Below are 23,425 nucleotides of genomic sequence, written 5' to 3' on the forward strand. Positions count from 1 at the left end.
AGGAACTAAATCAAAATGGATTATGAGTTTTTTGGGGGCTGAAAAATATCTGTTTTTTCAAGGGAATTATAATTGTCTATATAAAAGAAATTGGCCGTATAGTCGGCAACAGGAACTGTTTTATGTTCAGGAAGCTGTGTTTTGTTATGAACAAAAGCCGTAAAAATGTGTGAGCAACAATGATGGTTGAATGGCAGTTCTTCATGCTCATCTTTTTCTTCCTGATGCTCGGCCTTATGTTCTTTTTCCATTTCTCCATAATGCTTTGAAATGAACACAAAGAAGTTGTCACCGTACTTTTCCGAATGAAACTGAGCATGTTCAATCAACTCGTCAATATGTGCCAAATCAGTCAAATCCAAATTGAAACTTTGGAAAAGAATTAAAAAAGATAATGATATGGAGAAAAACTTGGCCATCGCCTTACAAAGATAATGAATATTTCATATTAATATATATCAGTTCTGATTGCAACTTTTGCGGTTAAACTTTCATATATTGTTAACATTAAATTCAATTGTAAAATTCATGAAAATACGACTACTTGTATTTGGCATTGGTTTATTGGGTGCCATATTAACAATCAATTCCTGTAAGTCCCAAAAGGTTATTGAAGAGAATGAAAGGCCAAATATTTTGTTTATCCTCTCGGATGACCACACCTCACAAGCATGGGGTATTTATGGGGGTATTTTGGCCGATTATGTTAAGACCCCAACTATAGATCGTTTAGCCAATGAGGGTACGGTCTTGAACAATGCATTTTGTACCAATAGCATATGTACTCCCAGTAGGGCAAGTATTTTAACTGGACAGTACAGTCATATGAACCAAGTCTATACGTTAAGCGAACCTTTGCCCAGAAATCACCCCAATATAGCACGAACGTTATCTGAAAATGGTTATCAGACTGCTGTGATTGGTAAATGGCATTTGGTGGGAAAACCTGAAGGTTTTGATTATTATAATGTACTGCCAGGTCAGGGAAGGTATTGGAACCCCATTTTAAAAAGTGAAGATAATTGGAGTGATGGATATGACAGTAGTACTGGGAAGGAATATAAGGGGTTTTCTACGGATGTAATTGCAGATTTGACAATTGAACATCTACAAAAGCGAGATAAAGAAAAACCTTTTATGATGTTCTGTAATTTCAAAGCAACACATGAACCATTTGAATATCCGGAAAGGTACAATGACCTTTATAAAAATATTGAAATACCAGAACCTGAAAGTCTGTTGGATTTTGACCCAAATAACACAGGACGCACTTTTCATGGCCAAACACTGGAAAGACTTGGTGCGCGGTGGGATAAGGCAACAGAAAACCCGGAAACATTTTGGACATCCTATCCTGGATTGCCATATCCTTTGGAAGGTCTTGATAGTATTCAAAAACGTAAAAAAATCTATCAAAAATTAGTAAAGGATTTTATGCGTTGTGGCGCTGCTATAGATGACAACATTGGCAAGTTGTTGGACTATCTTGAAGATCAAGGAATTGCGGATAACACCATTGTGGTCTATACTGCCGATCAGGGTTATTTCTTAGGAGAGCATGGTTTTTTTGATAAGCGTATGATCTATGAAGAATCGCTTAGAATGCCATTTGTAATACGATATCCAAAAGAAATAAGAGAAGGGAAGAGGATTGATGATATTATTCTTAATATAGACTTTGCTGCGTTATTGGCAGATTATGCCGGTATAGAAAAACCAGATTATATACAAGGCAAGAGCTTTAGGTCTAACCTCAAAGGTAAGACTCCCGAAAACTGGCGTAAGCAAATGTATTATAGGTATTGGTTACATAGCCCTGATAGGCCTGCACATTTTGGTGTTCGCAATGAACGTTATAAATTGGCCTTTTTCTATGGTCAGGATTTGGGGATGAAAGGAACATCCAAAGAGACTACCGAGCCCGTTTGGGAGTTTTTTGATTTAGAAAAAGACCCTAAGGAAATGCACAACTCCTATGGTGAAGCGCAGTACGCATCAATAATTGCTGAAATGAAAAAGGCGATTATTGAAGAACGCTTAAAATACAAAGACGCCGATGCTGGTTTTGATGTAATGCGGCCCATATTAGATAAAGAATTTAAGTAACGTTCAGTTAATTACTTCAAAATACCATTGAATGAAAACATTTATTTCTGAAGATTTTCTTTTACAGAATGATTTTGGCAAAGTATTATTCCATGATCATGCAAAGAACTTACCAATCATAGATTATCACAATCACTTATCGCCTAAAGAAATATGTAAAAATAGAGTCTTCGAGAATATTAGCCAAGTATGGTTGGCAGGTGATCATTATAAATGGAGGGCTATGCGTGCTTTGGGTGTGAATGAAAGGTTTATCACCGGGGCTGCGAGTGATAAAGAAAAGTTTAGTAAATGGTCGAGTACTGTTCCATTTACTATGAGAAACCCTTTGTATCATTGGGCTCATCTTGAGTTACAACGTTATTTTGGTATTTCGGAATTACTTTCTGAACAAAATGCGAATGCGATATATCAAGAAACCTCGGAAAAGTTACAAAACCGTACCCATCATACCGTGGGGTTACTACAACAGCAAAATGTGGAAACACTATGCACAACAGATGACCCTATCGATTCATTGGAGTATCATGAAAGAATAAAAAGCAACAATGGCTCGCTAAATGTCTATCCAGCTTTTAGGCCGGATAAAGCTTATGGGGTTGAAAGCCCCAAAGTCTATTTAAACTATATTGACGCATTATCCGAAACTGTAAACTTTACTATTAAAAACTATGATGACCTTTTAACCGCGCTGGAAAATCGAATTGATTTCTTTCATTCAAAAGGATCAAGAATTGCGGATCATGGTCTTGAACAATTATATCATTTCTCTACTAAGAAACTTGATTGTAACATCTTGTTTAAAAAGTTAAAGGACAATAAACAGCTTACGAAAGAAGAGATTTCCTACTTTAAAGCAGAAACTTTGTTGTTCTTGAGTAAATGTTATCATAAGAAGGGATGGGTGCAGCAGTATCATTTGGGAGCGATTAGGGATAATAACAAACGCTTGTTATCACAGCTAGGAGCCGATACCGGATTTGACTCTATAGGAGATTTTTCGCAAATGAGGGCTTTAAGTAGTTTTTTAAATGAATTGGACAGCAGTGATCAATTATCAAAGACCATTATTTATAATTTAAATCCTTCAGATAACGAGGCTTTTGCAACTATGGCGGGAAATTTCAATGATGGGAGTATTAAAGGAAAGGTACAATATGGTGCAGCTTGGTGGTTTTTAGATCAAAAAGATGGAATGGAGAAGCAATTGAATACGCTGTCAAATATAGGTTTGTTAAGTTGTTTTGTGGGTATGCTAACTGACTCTAGAAGTTTTCTTTCATTTCCTAGGCATGAATATTTTAGAAGGGTTCTTTGTAACCTCATTGGACAAGATGTTGAAAGAGGCGAATTACCTGCTGATGAAAAGTGGCTGGGTAAAATAGTCCAAGATATTTGCTATTATAATGCAAAAGACTATTTCAATTTCCCTCGAGCTTAGTTTTAGCTAAAAAGAGATTTAAGAATACCCATTTCCAGCCCTCTTAACTCTGCAAGTCCACGAAGCCTACCGATGGCTGAGTATCCTGGATTGGTAGTTTTCTTTAAATCATCCAACATTTGATGGCCATGATCCGGTCTCATTGGTATGGCAATATCTTTTCTCCCCACCTTTTGGCGACGTTCTTGTTCTAAAAGAACTCTTTTGATAATTTCATACATATCAACATCTCCTTCTAAATGATTTGCTTCGTGAAAATTACCTTTGTTATCTCTTTTCGTACTTCGCAAGTGCAAAAAATGAATACGGTCTGCAAACCTATCCAACATACCAGGAAGATTATTGTCGGCTCTAGCCCCTAATGAACCTGTACAAAAAGTTATTCCATTATTGATTGATTTTACCTTTTCGAAAATATAGGCATAATCGTCTTCCGTGCTCATAATTCTAGGTAACCCTAGAATTGGAAATGGTGGGTCATCAGGGTGTATGCACATTTTCATTGAATACTCATCCGCGGTTGAAATTATTTCCGACAGAAAATAAACCAAATTATCCCGCATTTCCTTTTCGCCGATATTGGAATAGGTATCTAGAATAGTTTGAAATTTGCCTAGATCAAAACCTTTTTCAGGAACTGGATACCCTTCAGAAGAACCTGGAAGACCTGCTATAATAGTTTTTACAAGTTCCCATATATCAGTTTCGGACATATTCTCAAAGTATGTCGTGGCACTTTTTATTCTTTCTTTACTATAACTTGCTTGTGCCTCAGGCCGCTTGAGAATATGAATGTCAAAAGCAGCAAGGGCGTCTTTGTTAAAGGCCAAAGCTTTAGATCCATCATTTACCAAATAATCAAGACTTGTTCGCGTCCAATCCAAGACGGGCATAAAATTATAGCAGACCACATGAATACCACATTGAGCTAAGTTCCGAAGACTAATTTTATAGTTTTCAATATGTTGTTTGTAATCGCCTGATCGCGTTTTGATATTTTCGTGAATTGGCAATGATTCAACAACAGACCAAACCAATCCGTTTATTTCTATTTCTTTTTTTCTTTTTTCAATTTCAGAAATAGACCAAACTTCCCCGTTTGGAATATGATGTAAGGCATTTACAATCCCAACTGCACCAGCCTGTTTTATATCTTTAAGACTCACTGGATCACTTGGACCATACCATCGCCATGTTTGAAGCATATTCATTTATAAATATTTAAGATTTGGTTCTGATACCACACTCTTGTAAGAATTCTAAATATATAACATTTAATCTGAAGAAGAATGACAAGTTATATGATTCTAACTTGAAATAATAAGTGCAAATTCGTATCTTTATTTATACGCCGTTTACGCAGAATAAATACTTCATAACCAACAAAAAGTGAAGGTTTTCAAAACCAAACAAGGTATAATAATTAAAAAAGGCAATCAATTTTATAGGGCTGTACAATCGGACTGGGATAGCTTTATGAATAGAGTAGGACTGCACAGTTTAATTCAAAATGAAATAGAGAACCTTGATCCTTTAGAGTTACAAGATCTTGGGAAAGATGTGTTAAAACCAATAGGGAGCCATGAAATTTGGGCTTCTGGCGTAACATATAAGCGAAGTCGCGAAGCAAGAAAGCACGAATCAGAAAAAACAGGTGGAGGTAGTTTTTACGATAAAGTTTACGATGCAGAAAGGCCAGAGTTATTTTTCAAGGCTATGGCCAATAGGATTGTGGGTGACAAGGAATTTGTTCGAATTAGACAAGACTCAAATTGGAATGTTCCGGAACCAGAATTAACACTTTTCGTGAGTTCAATTGGAAGTATTGAAGGATACACTATAGGAAATGACATGAGCTCACGAAGTATTGAAGGGGAGAACCCACTCTACTTACCACAAGCCAAAACCTATGATGGTTGTGCGGCATTAGGCCCTTGCATTTATGTTCCTCAAAAACCGATTGACCCTAAAACAATTATTTCAATGCAAATTCTCCGAGAATCTGAAGTTATTTTCGAAGGAGACGTTTCTATTGATAATATGAAAAGAAAGCACGAAGAGTTGGTGGGGTTTTTATTTAGGGAATGCAAGTTTCCTAAAGGATGCTTCTTAATGACAGGAACTGGGATAGTGCCACCAGATGATTTTACCCTTAGAAGTCGGGATGAAATTAGAATAAGTATAGAACCAATAGGTATGTTGACAAATTTTGTGGCCTGATAGTTTAATGAATGATATGAAATTTTAATATAGAATAGAAAAACAGGATAGGATGGAAAAATCAAAATCTAAAAAACAAAAATCGGAACAGGTATTAGCTCCGTTGTCACGAAGAAAGTTTATTTCAAGCACGGCATTGACCGTCGGGGCCATCAGTATTATACCTAGACATGTGTTGGGCCAAGGATTCATTGCTCCAAGTGATAAGATTAATTTAGGTTTTATAGGTTTGGGAAAACAGACTAATGGCCTAGCAAGGCGCTTCGTTGATAGTACCAGTTCACAAATAGTTGCGGGTTGTGATGTTTGGACTACAAAAACCGCCGCTTTTGAAAAACACGTTGGGAAGCTTTATGCAAAAGAAAGAAAAGTTAAAAAATACAAGGGGCTTACAAGCTATTCGGATTATAAAGAACTATTGGCCAGAAAGGATATTGATGCAGTGGTCATTGCAACCCCTGATCATTGGCATGCCATACAGGCCATTGATGCCATGGAAGCCGGTAAGGATGTTTATTGCGAAAAACCCTTGACACATAGAATCACAGAAGGGATGGACCTTGTGAAAGCAACTGAAAGAACTGGGAAGATTTTACAAACCGGAAGTATGCAACGTTCTGGTGATAATTTTAGAAAAGCATGCGAACTGGTTCGTAATGGCTATTTAGGTGATATTAGTAAAGTATTGGTAAATGTTGGTGATCCTGCTGTAGATTATAATATGGAGGAAGAACCAGTACCAAAAGAATTGAATTGGAATAGTTGGTGTGGTCCAGCTCCACTTTTACCATATAACCATAGATTGGCTCCGTCCCGTAACGATGTAGATTTTTGGCCAGACTTTAGATTGTTCAAGGAAGTAGGAGGAGGCATACTTTGTGATTGGGGTGCCCATATGTTCGATATTGCCCAATGGGCTCTGGGTATGGATAAGACAGGCCCCGTGAGATATATACCACCTGCAGATAAAACCTCAGTTCGTGGATTACGAATGTTCTATGCAAATGGTGTTGAAATGGTTCACGAGGATTTTGGAAGAGGTTGGGGAGTTCGTTTTATAGGTAGTGAAGGTTCGATGGATATAAGCCGTAGTTTTTTTGAGACTGACCCATTGAATATAAAAACGGCAGAATTAAAAGATTCTGATATTCGCCTTTATAATACACATGGCAACCACTATCAAGATTGGTTAGATTCAATTAAGAATAGAACACAGCCAATTTGTGATGCCGAAACCGGACATAGATCTGCAACTATTTGCAACATTGCGAATATTGCTTATCAATTGGGTCGTGATTTGGAATGGGATCCTTCTAAAGAGCAATTTAAAGGTGATGCAGAGGCAAATGCCATGCGGCACAGAGAAAACAGAGAATATTAATTATGATTTAGGACATATTTTACCAAATTATTTCTATCTAAATATCCATCAAGAATTAGATTCTTGGTGGATATTTAATTCGCTAAGCTTTTAAAGCTAGGTCTTTAGCACAAAAAACTTGTTAGAGTTTTAATGTGAATCCTTTCTTTTGCAACCACCCTGTAAAAACCACTACCAAAAGGGCAAAACAAAAAGAACCAACAAGTCCTATTGTCCCATCATTCAAAAATTCAGGTAATTCAATACCGGTTAAATTTCGAATGGGGTAGGAGAAGTACGGAATCAAATAGCAGGTTAGGGTTGCCGTACCTGCGGGAACAATGACTTTTGCCCAAGAACTCTGTTTTTTGATATCGATGAGGTAATAAAGAACAACGAATGACAAAAAACCAATTCCGGTACAGACCATAAGCCAAGAAGGAGTTCCCGGCACTTTAGATATTCCCCAAAAATGCCTAGTAAGTAAACCAGTTGCAATATTTAATATTCCTAAAACAGAAAGTATCGACAATGCCTTTGCCATGCTTTCTTTGGAGACTTTTTGAAAAATGAGTGAAGCAATGATTCCTGCCGTTGTAAATGCAGGTATTGTTCCAGAATACCAAGTAGAAAAATAAGAGAATGAAGAAGGAATGTTATTTAAATAACCCGTGACAGCTGCAACCGATAAAATATTGAATATCAGCCACATAAATACTAGTAACATTAAATTTTCTTTAGTGAAAAGATACGCTATGGCATTAATTGAATAAGCCCAACCAATTAATCCAAGTATACCCCACCATTGAGGACTCATCATTTCTTCACCATCGGATCCGCCTTTGTACAAAAAAGCAAGCCCAATTAAAATAATCCAGCCTAACATTTGAAGATAATTATGCCATTTTCGAGGAATAGGGCTTTTTTTCCATAACATCCATATAAGTGAAACCCCTATGGCCATTATCAAGCACCATAACCATTTTCCCAACCCTAAAACTTCATGATGGGTTTCATAGTTGACCATAAACACGCCTATGATCAATAAAGAAATTGACCTAATTACGATATGTTTGAACATGATAGACCTAGGTTCGCCCTTGGCCATTCTATTATTAATGGCGAATGGAATACTTAGGCCTACAATAAAGAGAAAAAGGGGAAAGATTATATCTGAAAACCCGAGGTAATCTTCATTGGGTTTAGCATGAGTAAGCCATTTAGGAACCTGGGTCAGCGTCCAAAAATCGTTCACCCAAATCATCAATAGCATGGTGAGCGCACGTAAAACATCAATTGATGCTATACGCAAGGTTTTTGATTTCTCCATAAATTAATTCTCTAATGCTTTGGCAATAGCCATTTCGGCAAGTGGAGCCATAACTTCATAGCCTAGTCTTGTTGGATGGACTTCATCTTCAGCGTATTTTTTGGGTAAACCATTTCGCTCATCCGCCATTGATGAAAAATAATCAAGATATATATGCCCATTGGTTGAGGCATAATCTTTCAACATCTTATTCAGGGATATTATTTTATTGGCAGGTTCAAGCCCAGGTTTCCAGGGATAATCGTATGCCGGCAGGGTAGAAGAGAGTACGACCTTGATATCATTACCTTTTGCAAGCTCAGCCATTGATTTTATATTGTCGGCAATCATTTCCAGTGTCGAAGGACCTGTGTTTCCAGCAATATCATTGGTACCGGCTAGAATTACCACAACTTTGGGTTGAAGGGCTATTACATCTTGCCTAAAACGCACAAGCATCTGAGGTGTGGTTTGACCTCCGATTCCACGGTTGATATAAGGTTTGTTTTCAAAGTATTCGGGCATGGAATGTAACCAACCTATTGTAATTGAGTTTCCCATAAAAACTACTCGGTTCTCGTTTTCGTTAGGTGGCGCAATTTTCTCATTGGCAGCTCTAAAATGTTCTAAATTGGCCCAGTCCTGGGCATTGGTAATTCCTATCATGAAAAGGAAAATAATTAAAATTTTGAATTTCATTGAGTCAGTTTTCTAATATAAATGGTCTGCGTGATGAGTAAATAAAGATAATGAAATATGTTACTTTAAGAAATATTGGCAAACAAAAAGCCCTGACCATATGGTCAGGGCTTCAACACTAATATATAAAAAGATTACTCACATTCAATATCTTCACCATCGGTGTCCCAGCAATGCCAAAGTTCATCTTCGAAGTGGGAAGGAGCCATTACTCGACCATTATACATGCTACTGTTCCATTCAATACTAACATCTACAAAATCTTCCATTTGTAAATCATACACATGAAGGTCATAGAAAACATCATAATCACCTTCTTGTAAACCGTATTCCAAATAACTGTCTTTAAAAGTATCGGCTATACCATCGTCATTCATTTCACGTACCCAAGTATATTTTATACTGCCTATTTCTTCATTTTCTATACTCCATTCAATATCTATCATACGATTTGGTCGTTCATGACTTTGGTACAATGTCCATGCTCCACTTTTACCATCAAGATCTGAGACCCCTGAAAACCATAGGAATTCATCAAAAGAGCCAACTCCAGCTTTGGTCACATACATTTTCCAGACAACCTCGTCGGTCATCAATTCACCAGTGAGCCTTGCTGTATATTCGCTTGTAAATCCATCAACAGTATACTCCCATTGCCAAGTATTTTCTCCTAGAAACTCTGCTTTATGTTTAAACGCGCTACTAAAAGAGGCTACGGGTACCGCCAAATTTGTAAAAAGGGCAGTGTTCCAAATTCCAACAACCAATCGTGGATACAGCCAATTTCCACCAACTTTGGCTGTCGAAGCTTGTTTGCCGGATGCCGAATCATCGAGAAAATTGCCTAAATCAATGGCCATAGATTCAAATGGGGGTAATTGTAAGGCTTCGTTCTGTAAATCATCGTTATCATCAGACTTGTTGCATGAAACAGCAAATACTAACGTAAGAGCCAATAGTGCATAAATAATTTTAGTTTTCATAACGTTTGGGATTTATACTTAATATCCTCTATAACGAAAACTTGTCATCGAAATTGCACTTTTACAGGTGTTTTTTAGTTAAAAAAATGGTCCAAAAGTTGCATGATACTTCAGGAATAAAAGGGGTTATCCTGCGAACGGTGTATTTGTGTTACAGCCGGGTTTATTGAATAAAAAAAGCAGAAGAGACAAAAAAAATGTCTTCTGCTTTTTTATAGGCCGGTACCTATTCTGTTGCTAGAATCTGTGTATAAGCCTTAATTCTAATCTACAATTCTATTATAAGTTAATATTTGGCACTTTTGCCACCCGATGTAGTTCTTTTGATAAACTCCCGAATATCATTGTTGGCATTTTTAAGATCCTCGCGACGCAAGTACATCATATGCCCACTTCGATATCCTTTAAAGTCAAAACGATCTTTCATTTTTCCACTAGGGTCAACTTGCCACATGGTATATTTTGCATTAAAATATGTAGTGGCGCCATCATAATAACCGGATTGAACCAAAACATTCAAATATGGATTTTGCGCCATGGCTTGTCGCAGATTATCGCGAGTATCGTCATTTTCATTGTTCCATGGACGAACAGGACCGAACATATTGTATTTGATATCAGTCTTGAATTTCAATTCTTCTTGCAAATAATAATTTATGGCTGGTGTAAAACTATGTAGCCAAGAGGTAAGTTCGGCACTATAATCTGGCCTTGAACCAAACTGCTGCCGATCAATACCCAAATATCTGGAATCAAGTCTTCCTATATTGAATCCTTTATCTTTTAACAGGTTCTTCCAGAAATACCCTGTGGGTACCACAAGATTATGATCAAGTATTTCTTTTTCTGAAAGCCCTGAATAATGAGCCATTTTTTTGGCAACGGAATTTTTCTCTGTTTCACCAATGAAACCACCTTTTGCAATGGCAGGGATCAATGTATTTATGGTATAGTCCTCTGCTTCAGGTAGAATTTCCAGTAAATCCTTGTTTTGAAGCGCAGTCGGTAATGCCTTATGATGCCAAGCAGCGGCCGTGTAATAAGGTAAATTCATTGCGTCGGAAACTGGCCCACCCGTTCTAATGACTTTATAATCGGCAGGAGAAACCATAATTACTCCATTCAAATACATCCATTGTTGATTCTGTAATGCCAAAGAAAGCCCCATTACCCTAGTGCCTCCATAGCTTTCCCCAATAATATATTTAGGTGAGCGCCATCTATTGTTTCTAGTAACAAAAGTGTTCAGCCATTCTGCCAAATATTTGATATCTGCATTAATCCCAAAGAATTTGTCCCGGTCAACATCTTTCCCTGTTGCCGGTATAGTACGTGAATAGCCTGTATTCGCCGGGTTTACATAAACAATATCTGTCACATCCAATACAGAATACGGATTGTGTTTAACCCCATAAGGTTGTACAGGGTACCCTTCATCATCAATCTTCAAAATTCTAGGGCCAGTATAAGCCAAATGCATCCAAACTGAACCAGAACCTGGGCCTCCGTTAAAAGAAATCAATAAAGGTCTTGAAGCGCGATCTTTGACGTTGTTTCTAGTGTAATAGGTATAATGTAATGATGCAATCGGTTTTCCTTCATCGTCCCAGACTGGTTGTGTGCCTGTTTTGGCAGTATAATTTACAGATGTTCCATTAATAGTTACATTGTGCTGCGTTGTTATAACCGTGTCTATCGGTAATTTACGTTCTTGTGCCGTTGAGATTAAAAAGCCTATAAGAAGGCATAAAGTAAGTAGTGCTTTTTTCATTTTCAGGTTGATTTTGTAGAAGATTAAATGTAGCGAATTTGATTGATGCTGAAAAATTTTACCTCCTGAAATTAAAACTTCTCAAAAACACCAAGGCCAAATAGGGCAAAGTCATATTTTACGGGGTCTTGAGGGTCAAGTTGACGTAACGAGGCATCTAGTTCCGCCAAAGCTTTGGCGTCGTTTTGTTTTCTTTTTAAGAGTTTGAGTTTGCGTGCGACATTTCCCGAATGTACATCTAAAGGGCAGGACAATTGAGAGGGTGAAATCGTCTTCCATAGGCCAAAGTCAACTCCAGTTGAATTGTTTCTAACCATCCAACGTAAAAACATATTAATCCGCTTTGCCGCGGATCCCTTCAATGGATCAGAGATATGTTTTGTTGTTCTTTGCGGATGAGGTATTTCAAAAAATACTTTTTTATATTCTGAAATTGAACCCTGTACCGAATTTGGCTGGGCATTTTTTGAAAAAACGGCCTCGAGCCCATTATGGTAAGAATAAATGTTTTGTAATGATTTGATAAAATAGGAGAGATCTTCACTATTGAATGTCCTATGAACGAATCCGTCAAAAACACCTAAGTCATTGTCAGTGTGGTTCTTAACAAAGTCATAAGGAGAGAAATCCAATAATTGCATCATTTTATTGGCATTCTTGATAATACTTTTTCTATTGCCCCAAGCTATGGTTGCGGTTAAAAATGCGCTTATTTCAATATCCTCTTTCTTGGTAAATCTATGTGGAATCTGAATTGGGTCGCTTTCTAAAAACTGGGGTCTGTTGTATTGGATTACCTTCGCATCTAAAAACTCCTTGAGTTCTGCTTGATTCATAGTAATGGCCTACTCGTATAATCTTCCCATTCTATACCTTCAGAATCTGTAATTAGACCATCGACCATTGTAAGCTTCCTATCTGCAAGATCTGCTAATTGTCTGTTGTGCGTAACAATCACAAATGTTTGCCCAAATTTATCCCGCAATTCAAAAAAGAGCTTATGAAGATTATCAGCACTTTCAGAATCCAAATTACCACTTGGTTCATCTGCAAAAATAATCGAGGGATTATTGATTAATGAGCGCGCAACGGCCACCCTTTGTTGTTCTCCTCCCGAGAGCTCGCTCGGCTTATGGTGAATACGATGGGTAAGACCTAAAAATTCCAGTAACTCCTTTGCTTTTTTCTCAACTTCGTTTTTAGGTGTTTTTTTTATAAAGGCAGGAATACAAACGTTTTCCAGAGCTGTGAATTCAGGAAGAAGTTGATGAAACTGGAAAATAAAACCTATATGTTCATTTCTGAATTTTGCAAGGTCTTTATCGGAGAGGTCCGTTACTTCAATATCATTGATAAGCAATCTGCTGTCGACCTTGTTACTTTGAACATCCAAAGTTCCAAGAATCTGTAAAAGTGTTGTTTTTCCAGCTCCGGAGGCTCCTACAATAGAAACTACTTCCCCCTTTTTCACATGAATATCAACTCCCTTAAGAACCTGTAATTCACCGTAAAATTTCTGGATATTGGTTGCTTGGATCATTTAAACCTTTTTTAGCAGCATGAAAATTAGTCATTACTAAAGACATACCAAAACAACATTGTGTTTATCAAGAATGGATTGTAGATTTGTTTTACTTATTTAAACCTTAAATTGTGAAGATGTAATTTTCTTAAACGATTGTAGACTTACTTTAGAGTCGAAAAAATACATCAGAAAACAAGAAACTAAATGAAATCATATAAAAGTTTAGAGGAATACAATTTGGAAATAACAAACGATGTTAAAGACAGGTATTCAAAAATTATTGAAGAAATAGGGGAAGATGTTTCACGTGAAGGTTTGGTGAAAACTCCTGAACGTGCTGCAAAAGCAATGCTTTTCCTTACCCAAGGTTATCAACAAGACGCTGCCGAAATTTTGAAAAGTGCGATGTTTCAAGAATCTTACAATGAAATGGTCATTGTAAAGGATATTGAGCTGTATTCGCTTTGTGAGCACCACATGCTTCCCTTTTTTGGAAAAGCGCATATAGCTTACATTCCTAACGGGCAGATTGTTGGATTAAGCAAATTACCCAGAATTGTTGATGTTTTTGCTCGAAGGTTACAGGTACAAGAACGATTGACTGAGCAGATATTGGATTGTATAAATGATACCTTAAAACCACAAGGTGTTGCAGTTGTTATTGAAGCTGCGCATATGTGTATGATGATGCGAGGAGTTCAGAAACAGAATTCTGTAACTACAACTTCGGGATTTAGGGGTAATTTTGAAAAGGAGGAAACAAGAAATGAATTTTTGAAATTGATAAGTTCCAGTCTGTCCTAAGAAGCTTTGTTTTTACCACTAAACTGGCATCTTTGTTGTAGTGCTTAAGTTGAATTCATAAATTTAAATATGTCAAAAAACAAAGATAAGAAGTACCAAACCCTTTTATTGGGGTTATTGTTCGACGGTATTGGAATGCTTTCATTCGTTGTACCCCTTATTGGTGACTTTGCCGATGTTATATGGGCGCCTTTAGCGGGTTGGCTAATGACACAACTGTATAAAGGAAAAGTAGGTCAGGCAGCTGGGGTATTCACTTTTATTGAAGAAATTATACCTGGTTTAGATGTTGTTCCCACCTTTACAATTATGTGGATATATACGTATGTATTAAAAGGAAAAAAGAAAAAAGGGAGAATTATTGAGGTCGATACGGATTGATCGACCCCAATACAATTTAAAATGTCTATTACAGATTTACTGTAACTCCCAAAGATATATTCCTTCCAATGTTATTTATTCCATCTACCTTTAATCTAGATAAATGAGACACATAACTTTTATCAAGAATATTGTTACCACTTAGGCGTACTTCACACAAGGTTTTGTTAATTGAAAAGTTACCTCCAAAACCAATATTCAATAGGCTATACCCATCAGTCGCTGATTCAAATTCACCTGTCTTGTTCTGGTCAAATACAGATTTCAATGTGATAAAAGCATATTTATTCTTTACTCTGGTTGTGCTTGAATTTGATTCAAACCTCAATGTATTTGATAAACTGTTCGCAGGAATCAAAGGTAAATTATCACCTGTTTTCTTTTTTCCCACAACCATTTCGAAACTACTTTCATAATGTAACCAGTCTAGAGGGTGTGGATGAATATGAAAACCCATTTCACCGCCATATAATTCAGCATTTTCCTGAGTATATTCAAATACATCTTCTTCTTCCAGAACTGTCCCGTTTGGTTGAATAAAAATATAATCGTTGATAGAATTATAGAAGCCGTTGATGAAAAACTCGACATGCTCATTGCTGTATTCTAATGATATATCCGTTTGGATATTTTTTTCATGGGTTAAATCGCTGTTACCCAATTCGTATCTATTGGTTCCTTCATGAGTACCATTTGAGGTTAATTCCGCTAAGTTTGGAGCTCTAAATCCTGTGGCGAAATTTACCCGAGAAATAACATGTTCCAGTACATTGAATTTGTATCCAATTGCAGCATTGAAGCTGTTGAAATCAAGGTTCAAGTTTTCAAAAGCCCCATCACCAGTTGCTTCTGTGTCTAGATTTCTACGATCATACCTTAAACCTAATTGTAGTCCGCTTTCATCTTTAAAATGAATATGCGAGGTAAGTAATACGCCAATATCATTGGTGCTGGCATCAGGAATAAGCATTTCTTCCCCGAAGTTCTCATTTTTCTGATTCATTCCTTGGATACCAACTATAGTTTCTAAATTATCCCATTTAGGTAAATGGTATTGTATACTATAACTCAATGTTGAAAGGTTCATATGAAGGGCAGGTCCTTCCTCTTCATGCCCTTCTTCCTCTTCTTCCTCTTCTTCCTCATGATGGTGTTCTTCAAATTCTTTTCGCTTATTGAAAGTGTACCCTATTGTGGTTTCAATCAAAGAGTTTTCCAAAAAGAATTTACTCTTGGAACTTAACATATGATTACTTATTTCCTGAAATGGCATTGCCAGCGTTCTGGTTTTTGTTTGAGTACCCATTTCTTCAGGAATACCTAATTTGGAATAATTAAGATTATACCTTAATTCAGAAGTAACGTTGGTTGTCTGATAACCAACACCCGTTTTCAGGTCATTTTCTCTAAACCTTGAATTTGTCAATCTTGAACCATCTCCTGTTTTATAATCAACATGTGAGGTATGACCACCACGTACTAAAAACTTAAAATGCTCGGAAGAGGTCGCAAGTCCTGCATTAATACCAACACCTTCGGTATTTGTATAATAGTTCATGTTCACATCACCTTTTGTTTCATTAGGCAATGCGAATTTTTCAGGATTAAAATAAAGTACACCACCCATGGCATCTGAACCATAGAGTAGGGAAGCGGGCCCCTTAATAACTTCCACATTATCAATACCGGCTTCATTTAAACCTAAACCATGTTCATCACCGTATTGTTGGTTTTCCATTCTTATTCCTTGAGAGTATACCAATACTCTATTGGCACTTAAACCCCTAATTACCGGTTTACCTATACCTACACCTGTCGAAATAGTTTCTACTCCAGCTATTTTGGTTATTCCATCTGATAAGGTTATGGCACCATTGGATTTAAGCTCTTTAAGGTTCGCGCGTTCAACTTTCATTACGTTTTCACTCTGTAATTTGTGAAAAGGGGTAGATACGATTACCTCTTCCATTTCTATTGCACTTGGCAACATGCTTATGTTCAGGGTTTTTTCTTCTTGATTATTTAGATTTACATGGATTGATTGCGTTTCGAACCCAATAGATGAGATAATTAATTCGAAATCTCCATTTGGAATAGACCTGAATATAAAATAACCAGCTGAATCAGTGGTAGTTCCTTTTTCTAGCTCAGGAAAATATAGGGCTACTTGTTCTAAAGGTTCTTTTTGTTCGGTACTAGTAACGGTACCAGAAATACTGTTTTGTGCAAAGCCCATATGCAATGGCAATGCAATCATTATGAATAACAATAGTTGCTTCATTCTAATAAGATTAATGTTAATGTAAAAATTAATTAAAGCGGAATAATCTATGAAGCAATAGGAGGGCCACGTAAGGCAAAATGAAGTTTTTGATATTTACTTAAAAAGGTGTATTGAGAAGTAATTTCTTTAGGGTTATGAACAGTCAGAGGATCGGGAGCCTCAGTCAAAGACGAGCTAAATTGAGGTGACAGATTAAAATCTTGAAAGTCACAATCCAGTTCAACTTCATGTAAATGCAGTTCACCAACAGCCTCACAAACAAAATGTTTGTGTTCATTTAAGGCATGGGACAGTTTTACTATTGTTGGTGTAAACAAAAACACGATCAATAGTATTGATAGAATAGCTATGAAATCTTTTTGTCGAAATAATTTCATTCCTCAAATTTAACCATAATTTATGTTTAAATTCTGTTAAGAAAAGGGTAATTTATTTGAGAAGAAAACCTAATCCAATTCGTCGTAACATCTTTTTCTCAAAATTCCAGAAAAATTTAAATTGACCAAAAAGCCACCCAAAAACCACTAACAAAACCTGATAAATTGGGAAGATAAGTAGGATGCGGATTATCCAATACAACCAAGCATTTGTCGTTTCTCTATCAAGACCGATCAAATCGGTGACCGGTGCGGCTAACTTTGCAGCAGCAGAACCCGTTACCGCAAATACGATAAAAATCATAATAATCTGAAAATTGGATTCAATGCCCCAACGCTGCTTTAATTTCTCCATTTCGGGATTTTGTTAAAGCGCAAATATACTTTTTAAATCCGAGGGACAAAAGGCCCTAAGCGTTGGTTGTATTTACGTTGAAAATATATAAAATAATTATGGAGTTTATAATTGACTTCATATCCATAATCAATAGTTGGGGAATAGTCTATTCGTAGTTCGTACAAATTTGCATTAAAGCGCTGTGGTTGCAAAACACGTTGATTCCACTCAATTACATATTGATGGTTACGGTTTTCCAAGTAAGATTGTGTGTAATAACCTTCTGGCCTGGCAATGGTCTGCAACCAAACATTGAAACCAGGTTCAATAATTATGATTTCATATTCCGTCTTATCACTGGAAATGGTAATCGTATCACCTTCTTGTTGTTTAAAGGCCATTTTCTCATCTTCAGAAACCGTAATGGCTTCTTTGCTGGTACCGCAACTGCTGGCGATTATTAGAATTGTGAATAAAAGTCCGCCTGTCTTAAGAATTAATTTTTTCATTTCAATAGCTTTTTTATGTAAGTATGCTCACTATCAGTCAGTTTGATAATGAACTCCTTACGGAGTTTTTGTAGAAAGATACAAAAAAAGCCGGTTGAAAACTCAACCGGCCATACAATTACATTTGGTAATATTATTTATTTTCCGAATAAGCCTCCTAAAAGTCCTCCGAGACCACCTTTTTTACCTCCACTGTTCATTACCATACCGGCAACGTCATCCAAAATGCTCCCGTCACCATCAGCATCTAACAAAGTGGTAATAAGGCTTTGGTTTTGCTTTGGTTGACCTCCTAGCATTCCTCCAAGTAAACTATTTAAACCACTTGCGTCACTAACATTGTTTTGCGCTTTTTGTTTTCCTAAAAAGCCCATTACTATAGGAGCTGCAATTTTTAGGATGTTGGCAATAGAGCCTGCATCCATTCCTGATTTTTGACTCAAAGCGTTTTCTACCTGGGGTTGTTTGCCTCCAAAAACGTGGCCCAATATTCCGGCGCCATCGCTCATTACAGAGTCATCAACTCCGCCACCGAACAATCCACCTAAATCATCAAGGATTCCACCACTGTGTTTTGAAGAAAGTGCATTCATTAAGCCCTCTGCTCCTTGAGGTGAAGAAACGTTCTTTTTCATAGCTCCCAATAAAAGAGGCATAGCCATGCTAAGTACGTCCGCAGTTTTGTTTTCTGGCTGCCCTGTTTGCCCAGCAACACCGCTAATTAATTGTTTGCCCATAGGGCTGTTTAGTAAATCTAATAATCCAGACATGTTATGTTATAGTTAATTTGTTAATACGTTTTGTAATGTACAAAAAGTGTTCCAGTATTAAAATCTCGAAATGCAAAATATTATTTCAAAAGAGAAATAATCTGCGAAGCCAGTTCACTACCTATTCTATCTTGTGCTTCACCCGTTGCTGCACCTATATGAGGGGTCAAAGAAATCTGTGGATGCATAAGGATTTTAATTTCTGGTTTAGGTTCTGATTCAAAAACATCTAACCCAGCGAATGATACTTTGCCTTCTTCAAGGGCATCGACCAAAGCTACTTCATCAATAACCCCACCACGCGCTGCATTTACAAGACCTACACCATTTTTCATTATGCTGAATTCGTCTTTGCCTATGACATATTCTTTTTGCGCAGGTACATGAAGAGAAATGAAATCAGCGTTTTGCAATAGTTCTGATTTTGATTTACTTACAAAATCAAAAGAGACTTTTTGTCCATCGAAGAAGGGTAGTTCTATTGATGCCTTTTCAATAAAAGGATCGGAGTATATTACCTTCATTCCTATACCCAAAGCTATTTTTGCCGTTGCTTGACCAATTCTCCCAAAGCCAATCACTCCTAAAGTTTTTCCTCTTAACTCAGAACCACCGGCATAGGATTTTTTAAGTTGTTTGAACTTGCTATCACCCTCCAAAGGCATATTCCTATTGGCATCATATAAGAAACGTACTCCGCCAAATAAATGGGCAAATACCAGTTCGGCCACAGATTCAGAAGAAGCGGCTGGGGTATTGATTACATGTAACCCTTTTTCTTTTGCATAGGCCACGTCAATATTGTCCATACCAACACCACCACGCCCAATTAGTTTGAGAGAAGGGCAATTGTCTATGATATCTTTGCGAACCTGGGTTGCACTGCGAACCAACAAACCAGCAATTTGATTTTCATTGATGAATTCCTTTAATTGTTCTTGTGCAACAGTTGTTGTGCTAATTTCAAAACCAGCTGCTTCAAGTTCATTGATGCCAGTTTGAGAGATACCGTCGTTTGCTAAAATTTTCATACTATTTACTTGTTGGTTAGCCTTTTCTTTCCATTTCACTCATTATGTCTACCAATACACCCACACTTTCCAGAGATAAGGCATTGTACATAGAAGCTCTATAACCTCCAACAGAACGGTGTCCGTTCAATCCATTTATACCCGCTTCTTTCCACATATTGTCAAAGGTTTCCTTTAAACTATCATTTGATAAATTGAAAGTGACATTCATGTTTGATCTATCCTCTTTTTTTGCAAAACCTTTAAAAACAGGGTTCAACTCTATCTCAGAATATAAGAGCTGCGCTTTTTTCTCATTAACCTCTTCAATTGCAGAAATTCCACCTAAGTTCTTAAGCCATTCCAATGTCAACATAGAAGTATAAATTGCAAAAACAGATGGAGTATTGAACATGCTGTCTTTGTTTAGATGAACCTTATAATCCAACATTGCAGGAATTTTTCTTGATACTTTGCCCAATATATCTTCTTTGATAACAACCAAAGTAGTTCCTGCAGGGCCCATATTTTTTTGCGCTCCCGCATATATTAAGTCAAACTGAGAAAAATCCAACTGTCTTGAAAAAATATCAGAACTCATATCGCATACCAAAGGAGCATCAATTTTAGGGAACTTCTTTAGCTGAGTCCCAAAAATGGTGTTGTTGGATGTTAGATGTAAATAATCCAAGTCTTTTGGGATATTGTATCCTTTTGGAATATAATTGAAGTTTTCATCCTTCGAAGAACCGACCTCAATGATCTCACCAAAAAGTCTAGCCTCTTTTATTGCTTTATCACTCCAAGTTCCAGTATTTAAGTACCCGGCTTTTGTTTCCAATAGGTTGTAGGCAACCATCAAAAATTCAAGACTGGCACCTCCTTGTAAGAACAATGCCTTATAGCCTTTACCTTCTAGCCCAAGAAGCTCTAGGGCAAGTGAACGTGCCTTTTCCATTACCTCAACAAAATCTTTGCTTCTATGCGAAACTTCAATAAGTGAAAGGCCTGAGCCATTAAAATCCATTATGGCCTCAGAGGCTTTTAACAATACCTCTTGTGGTAGAACACAAGGACCTGCACTAAAATTATGTCTCTTCATTTTCTTGTCAAATTTAAGACCTTAAAGGTCATGAATAAAATGGGAACTATTGGTATGTTTTACGTAATAATTACGCTATGTTTTTAACAGGAATTCAACAGTGTCGACACCATCTGCATAATCGGTCAAACTTGGCTTTTGAGTTTTACCGAATTTGATTTCATCTTCGAGAATACCATTGCCAACAACACACTGTATCTTCTTTTTATCTGTTAATAGATGTTGTTTTAACTTATTCAATTCGTCGTATTCTTCATAAAAGAGTGTTGCAATTGGCGAAGAATAACTTTTGTCTTCTTTGAGCATTAAAAATCCATTTTCCAAAATATTGAACTCACTCATCAAATAAACAGCTTTGTTGTAATCGTAATTGTTTGCGTACTTGACCTGATTTATTATGGGGTTAAAATCAAAAATGGCCTCAAAGAATTTTTTAAATTCATACCCTTTGGGTACAAATACTTTTGAAACACTGCGACAGCCTAAACCGTAATACCTAAAAATATCCTCGCCTAAAGCATTTAATTCCTCAGTGGACTCTTTTCCCGTTAGAACCGCTACAGAATTTCGATTTTTACGAATTACATTGGGCTTATTTCCAAAATAATGCTCAAAGTAGCGAGCCGTATTATCACTACCTGTAGCAATTACTGCATCAAAATGATCTAGTTTTCCTTCTGTGAATTCAATTGCATTTTCAAACACTGATGATTGTTTCTTTAAAAAATCTGCGATAAAGGGAAGTAATATGGCATCGTTGGAAGATAACTTTATAAGGACCTTATTACCTGAAAGTAACACTGATAAAAAATCGTGGAATCCTACCAGAGGAATATTACCTGCCATTATTAAGGCAACGGTCTTAGGTTTGCTATTCTTTAGGTTATACCGGGATAACCATTGTTCCAGTTTCTTCTTAGTTAACAGCACTCCCCAATTATCAAGAGCATAAACAATGTTTTCTTTGGTAAACCATCCGTTTTTATGATTTGCAAGTGAAATGACGTCCTCTAATTTAGAGGACCATTCATCCATTTCTTCTTTTTTATCGATTTCGCAAAATGCTCTAAAGAATTCTCCGAGTTCAATAATTGCATTTATTCTTTCTTTCCGGTTGTCCATAATATTTGTGCAGAAATCTAATTGCGTTTACCTTTGCGCAAAAATAAGCATGCTGAATCTAATTCAGTTTAAAAGAAAAAGAAAATTATGGCAATTATAATAACTGATGAGTGTATAAATTGTGGAGCTTGCGAGCCTGAATGTCCGAATACCGCTATTTATGAGGGTGCGGACGAATGGCGATATAGCGATGGGACTTCTTTGGAAGGTGATTTGGTTCTGCCAAATGGAAAATCGGTCAATGCTGGAGATGCACAAGAACCTGTTAGCGATGAGCTTTATTACATTGTGCCCGATAAATGTACCGAATGTAAGGGATTTCATGATGAGCCACAGTGTGCAGCAGTTTGTCCCGTAGATTGTTGTGTACCTGATGATGACCAAGTAGAGACAGAGGAGGAGCTTCTAGGTAAGCAGAAATTCATGCATCCAGAGGATTAAAAACAATCAGATTTTATTTTGAACGATTTTGGCCGCTATTTCTTTTAGAAACTTAGCGCAGACCATGGCCGTCATTCCATTTATATCTCGAGATGGGTTGTATTCTACAATATCGGCTCCTATAACTGGGCTATTAATATTTTGAATTATATGAAGTACATCCCTTGTGCTTAAACCACCCGGTTCATGGTGAGATACACCAGGGGCGAAGGCAGGGTCTAAGGCATCAATATCCAATGATATGTATATGGGGGCATCAAATTTAGGTAAGGCACCTATATTAAAATCTTTCATTTGAATGATTTCAACTCCATATTTATCCGCTTGCTCTTTTTGATGTTTTGATAATGTTCTAATACCTACCTGAACCAAACGATTGACCAATTTGTCTTCCATAATCCGGGCAAAAGGGCAGGCGTGCGAGTATTTATCACCTTCAAATTCATGATATAGGTCACTATGGGCATCAATATGTAGAATACTTACCGGACCATATGTGTTGGTCATGGCTTTTATAATAGGGTATGTAATTGAATGATCACCACCTAGGGTAATCAAAGGTTGGTCTGTGATTAAATTTTTCTGCGTGATTCTTTCGATTTCAAAATACTTCTCAATTGCGAAATCACCCTTATCATTAAAGCTTTCAGGACGTAGTTCCAACCCTGATTCGGTAAAATAATTTGCGGAATCACTGTTATAGGCTTTTCTGATCAAAGGAGGAGCCAAGGCAGGACCTTGCATAAAAGATGATTTTGCATCAAACAATATACCCTGTAATCCTATTTTATCACTTTTCATAGACCCTTAATTAATGTGGTTTACTGTGAATTAAAGGTAATAAGTTATTTGTTTTCAGAACAGCGAGAATTAT

Annotated in this window: 24 protein-coding genes; 7 read left to right on the plus strand and 17 right to left on the minus strand. The window is 36.9% G+C overall.

Translation table 11 applies throughout. The features are described from left to right. Positions 1-20: 20 nt before the first annotated feature. Positions 21-419, minus strand: coding sequence for a hypothetical protein (locus FB2170_RS11700; RefSeq protein WP_013306766.1), 399 nt, complete (start codon positions 417-419; stop codon positions 21-23). Positions 420-528: 109 nt separating this feature from the next. On the opposite strand from FB2170_RS11700, the gene FB2170_RS11705 reads away from it, so the two are divergent. Next, complete coding sequence (locus FB2170_RS11705) at positions 529-2,106, plus strand: sulfatase (protein ID WP_013306767.1); 1,578 nt, start codon at positions 529-531, stop codon at positions 2,104-2,106. 31 nt (positions 2,107-2,137) lie between these two features. Beyond that, positions 2,138-3,547 carry a glucuronate isomerase gene (gene uxaC / locus FB2170_RS11710; protein ID WP_013306768.1) on the plus strand — a complete coding sequence of 470 codons (1,410 nt, stop codon included), beginning with the start codon at positions 2,138-2,140 and terminating at the stop codon, positions 3,545-3,547. A 2-nt stretch (positions 3,548-3,549) separates the two neighbouring features. On the opposite strand, the gene uxuA is transcribed toward uxaC, so the two are convergent. After that, positions 3,550-4,758, minus strand: coding sequence for a mannonate dehydratase (gene uxuA / locus FB2170_RS11715; RefSeq protein ID WP_013306769.1), 1,209 nt, complete (start codon positions 4,756-4,758; stop codon positions 3,550-3,552). 178 nt (positions 4,759-4,936) lie between these two features. On the opposite strand from uxuA, the gene FB2170_RS11720 reads away from it, so the two are divergent. Together FB2170_RS11720 and FB2170_RS11725 are read left to right on the plus strand one after the other, a co-directional pair. Then, positions 4,937-5,767 carry a fumarylacetoacetate hydrolase family protein gene (locus tag FB2170_RS11720; protein WP_013306770.1) on the plus strand — a complete coding sequence of 277 codons (831 nt, stop codon included), beginning with the start codon at positions 4,937-4,939 and terminating at the stop codon, positions 5,765-5,767. Between the two features lie 52 nt (positions 5,768-5,819). Then, on the plus strand, positions 5,820-7,148 hold the full coding sequence (locus FB2170_RS11725) for a Gfo/Idh/MocA family protein (RefSeq protein ID WP_013306771.1): 1,329 nt from the start codon (positions 5,820-5,822) through the stop codon (positions 7,146-7,148). A gap of 121 nt (positions 7,149-7,269) precedes the next feature. On the opposite strand, the gene FB2170_RS11730 is transcribed toward FB2170_RS11725, so the two are convergent. The 6 genes from FB2170_RS11730 to FB2170_RS11755 all read right to left on the minus strand — a co-directional run bounded on the left by FB2170_RS11730 (position 7,270) and on the right by FB2170_RS11755 (position 13,429). Beyond that, entirely contained in the window at positions 7,270-8,457 is a 1,188-nt protein-coding gene (locus FB2170_RS11730; protein WP_013306772.1) for a heparan-alpha-glucosaminide N-acetyltransferase domain-containing protein, read from the minus strand. Positions 8,458-8,460: 3 nt separating this feature from the next. Beyond that, on the minus strand, positions 8,461-9,135 hold the full coding sequence (locus FB2170_RS11735) for an SGNH/GDSL hydrolase family protein (RefSeq protein WP_013306773.1): 675 nt from the start codon (positions 9,133-9,135) through the stop codon (positions 8,461-8,463). A 134-nt stretch (positions 9,136-9,269) separates the two neighbouring features. Continuing rightward, positions 9,270-10,118: a hypothetical protein gene (locus FB2170_RS11740; RefSeq protein ID WP_013306774.1), complete on the minus strand. Its 849-nt coding sequence runs from the start codon at positions 10,116-10,118 to the stop codon at positions 9,270-9,272. Between the two features lie 286 nt (positions 10,119-10,404). Continuing rightward, positions 10,405-11,889, minus strand: coding sequence for a S10 family peptidase (locus tag FB2170_RS11745; protein WP_013306775.1), 1,485 nt, complete (start codon positions 11,887-11,889; stop codon positions 10,405-10,407). Between the two features lie 71 nt (positions 11,890-11,960). Then, on the minus strand, positions 11,961-12,725 hold the full coding sequence (locus FB2170_RS11750; RefSeq protein WP_013306776.1) for a TIGR02757 family protein: 765 nt from the start codon (positions 12,723-12,725) through the stop codon (positions 11,961-11,963). After that, a complete protein-coding gene (locus FB2170_RS11755) occupies positions 12,722-13,429 on the minus strand; it encodes an ABC transporter ATP-binding protein (protein WP_013306777.1) in 708 nt (235 codons plus the stop codon). The genes FB2170_RS11750 and FB2170_RS11755 overlap by 4 nt, the downstream gene beginning before the upstream one ends. A gap of 189 nt (positions 13,430-13,618) precedes the next feature. Between FB2170_RS11755 and folE the strand changes: the two genes are divergently transcribed. Then, positions 13,619-14,218 carry a GTP cyclohydrolase I FolE gene (gene folE / locus FB2170_RS11760; RefSeq protein ID WP_013306778.1) on the plus strand — a complete coding sequence of 200 codons (600 nt, stop codon included), beginning with the start codon at positions 13,619-13,621 and terminating at the stop codon, positions 14,216-14,218. A gap of 69 nt (positions 14,219-14,287) precedes the next feature. Next, entirely contained in the window at positions 14,288-14,599 is a 312-nt protein-coding gene (locus FB2170_RS11765; protein ID WP_013306779.1) for a hypothetical protein, read from the plus strand. Between the two features lie 28 nt (positions 14,600-14,627). Here the strand turns inward: FB2170_RS11765 and FB2170_RS11770 are convergent, their stop codons facing one another. From FB2170_RS11770 to FB2170_RS11805, 8 genes are all read right to left on the minus strand, one after another. Further along, complete coding sequence (locus FB2170_RS11770; protein ID WP_041632829.1) at positions 14,628-16,880, minus strand: TonB-dependent receptor; 2,253 nt, start codon at positions 16,878-16,880, stop codon at positions 14,628-14,630. 47 nt (positions 16,881-16,927) lie between these two features. Next, positions 16,928-17,260: a hypothetical protein gene (locus FB2170_RS11775; RefSeq protein ID WP_013306781.1), complete on the minus strand. Its 333-nt coding sequence runs from the start codon at positions 17,258-17,260 to the stop codon at positions 16,928-16,930. 52 nt (positions 17,261-17,312) lie between these two features. Continuing rightward, positions 17,313-17,615: a DUF6787 family protein gene (locus FB2170_RS11780; protein WP_013306782.1), complete on the minus strand. Its 303-nt coding sequence runs from the start codon at positions 17,613-17,615 to the stop codon at positions 17,313-17,315. A gap of 32 nt (positions 17,616-17,647) precedes the next feature. After that, complete coding sequence (locus tag FB2170_RS11785) at positions 17,648-18,106, minus strand: DUF6146 family protein (RefSeq protein ID WP_013306783.1); 459 nt, start codon at positions 18,104-18,106, stop codon at positions 17,648-17,650. A gap of 137 nt (positions 18,107-18,243) precedes the next feature. Further along, positions 18,244-18,876: a DUF937 domain-containing protein gene (locus FB2170_RS11790; RefSeq protein WP_013306784.1), complete on the minus strand. Its 633-nt coding sequence runs from the start codon at positions 18,874-18,876 to the stop codon at positions 18,244-18,246. Positions 18,877-18,956: 80 nt separating this feature from the next. Then, a complete protein-coding gene (locus FB2170_RS11795; RefSeq protein ID WP_041633198.1) occupies positions 18,957-19,907 on the minus strand; it encodes a D-2-hydroxyacid dehydrogenase in 951 nt (316 codons plus the stop codon). Positions 19,908-19,923: 16 nt separating this feature from the next. Then, entirely contained in the window at positions 19,924-20,988 is a 1,065-nt protein-coding gene (serC, locus tag FB2170_RS11800; RefSeq protein ID WP_013306786.1) for a 3-phosphoserine/phosphohydroxythreonine transaminase, read from the minus strand. 75 nt (positions 20,989-21,063) lie between these two features. Next, positions 21,064-22,110, minus strand: a complete 1,047-nt coding sequence (locus tag FB2170_RS11805; RefSeq protein ID WP_013306787.1) for an acyl-CoA reductase — start codon at positions 22,108-22,110, stop codon at positions 21,064-21,066. Positions 22,111-22,197: 87 nt separating this feature from the next. On the opposite strand from FB2170_RS11805, the gene FB2170_RS11810 reads away from it, so the two are divergent. Beyond that, positions 22,198-22,551, plus strand: a complete 354-nt coding sequence (locus FB2170_RS11810) for a 4Fe-4S dicluster domain-containing protein (protein ID WP_013306788.1) — start codon at positions 22,198-22,200, stop codon at positions 22,549-22,551. 6 nt (positions 22,552-22,557) lie between these two features. Here the strand turns inward: FB2170_RS11810 and speB are convergent, their stop codons facing one another. Then, positions 22,558-23,352 carry an agmatinase gene (gene speB, locus FB2170_RS11815; RefSeq protein ID WP_013306789.1) on the minus strand — a complete coding sequence of 265 codons (795 nt, stop codon included), beginning with the start codon at positions 23,350-23,352 and terminating at the stop codon, positions 22,558-22,560. Between the last annotated feature and the right edge of the window lie 73 nt (positions 23,353-23,425).

The sequence above is a fragment of the Maribacter sp. HTCC2170 genome, from assembly GCF_000153165.2.
Classification (GTDB): Bacteria; Bacteroidota; Bacteroidia; order Flavobacteriales; family Flavobacteriaceae; genus Maribacter_A.

What these genes read in the sequence shown, in the direction of transcription:
- FB2170_RS11725 (WP_013306771.1), top strand. Translation starts at nt 5,820, where the DNA reads ATGGAAAAATCAAAATCTAAAAAACAAAAATCGGAACAGGTATTAGCT.
- speB (WP_013306789.1), bottom strand. Translation starts at nt 23,352, where the DNA reads ATGAAAAGTGATAAAATAGGATTACAGGGTATATTGTTTGATGCAAAA.
- FB2170_RS11765 (WP_013306779.1), top strand. Translation starts at nt 14,288, where the DNA reads ATGTCAAAAAACAAAGATAAGAAGTACCAAACCCTTTTATTGGGGTTA.
- uxuA (WP_013306769.1), bottom strand. Translation starts at nt 4,758, where the DNA reads ATGAATATGCTTCAAACATGGCGATGGTATGGTCCAAGTGATCCAGTG.
- FB2170_RS11795 (WP_041633198.1), bottom strand. Translation starts at nt 19,907, where the DNA reads ATGAAAATTTTAGCAAACGACGGTATCTCTCAAACTGGCATCAATGAA.
- folE (WP_013306778.1), top strand. Translation starts at nt 13,619, where the DNA reads ATGAAATCATATAAAAGTTTAGAGGAATACAATTTGGAAATAACAAAC.
- uxaC (WP_013306768.1), top strand. Translation starts at nt 2,138, where the DNA reads ATGAAAACATTTATTTCTGAAGATTTTCTTTTACAGAATGATTTTGGC.
- FB2170_RS11805 (WP_013306787.1), bottom strand. Translation starts at nt 22,110, where the DNA reads ATGGACAACCGGAAAGAAAGAATAAATGCAATTATTGAACTCGGAGAA.
- FB2170_RS11770 (WP_041632829.1), bottom strand. Translation starts at nt 16,880, where the DNA reads ATGAAGCAACTATTGTTATTCATAATGATTGCATTGCCATTGCATATG.
- FB2170_RS11785 (WP_013306783.1), bottom strand. Translation starts at nt 18,106, where the DNA reads ATGAAAAAATTAATTCTTAAGACAGGCGGACTTTTATTCACAATTCTA.
- FB2170_RS11755 (WP_013306777.1), bottom strand. Translation starts at nt 13,429, where the DNA reads ATGATCCAAGCAACCAATATCCAGAAATTTTACGGTGAATTACAGGTT.
- FB2170_RS11735 (WP_013306773.1), bottom strand. Translation starts at nt 9,135, where the DNA reads ATGAAATTCAAAATTTTAATTATTTTCCTTTTCATGATAGGAATTACC.
- FB2170_RS11810 (WP_013306788.1), top strand. Translation starts at nt 22,198, where the DNA reads ATGGCAATTATAATAACTGATGAGTGTATAAATTGTGGAGCTTGCGAG.
- FB2170_RS11705 (WP_013306767.1), top strand. Translation starts at nt 529, where the DNA reads ATGAAAATACGACTACTTGTATTTGGCATTGGTTTATTGGGTGCCATA.
- FB2170_RS11750 (WP_013306776.1), bottom strand. Translation starts at nt 12,725, where the DNA reads ATGAATCAAGCAGAACTCAAGGAGTTTTTAGATGCGAAGGTAATCCAA.
- FB2170_RS11730 (WP_013306772.1), bottom strand. Translation starts at nt 8,457, where the DNA reads ATGGAGAAATCAAAAACCTTGCGTATAGCATCAATTGATGTTTTACGT.
- FB2170_RS11740 (WP_013306774.1), bottom strand. Translation starts at nt 10,118, where the DNA reads ATGAAAACTAAAATTATTTATGCACTATTGGCTCTTACGTTAGTATTT.
- FB2170_RS11700 (WP_013306766.1), bottom strand. Translation starts at nt 419, where the DNA reads ATGGCCAAGTTTTTCTCCATATCATTATCTTTTTTAATTCTTTTCCAA.
- FB2170_RS11790 (WP_013306784.1), bottom strand. Translation starts at nt 18,876, where the DNA reads ATGTCTGGATTATTAGATTTACTAAACAGCCCTATGGGCAAACAATTA.
- FB2170_RS11775 (WP_013306781.1), bottom strand. Translation starts at nt 17,260, where the DNA reads ATGAAATTATTTCGACAAAAAGATTTCATAGCTATTCTATCAATACTA.
- FB2170_RS11780 (WP_013306782.1), bottom strand. Translation starts at nt 17,615, where the DNA reads ATGGAGAAATTAAAGCAGCGTTGGGGCATTGAATCCAATTTTCAGATT.
- FB2170_RS11745 (WP_013306775.1), bottom strand. Translation starts at nt 11,889, where the DNA reads ATGAAAAAAGCACTACTTACTTTATGCCTTCTTATAGGCTTTTTAATC.
- serC (WP_013306786.1), bottom strand. Translation starts at nt 20,988, where the DNA reads ATGAAGAGACATAATTTTAGTGCAGGTCCTTGTGTTCTACCACAAGAG.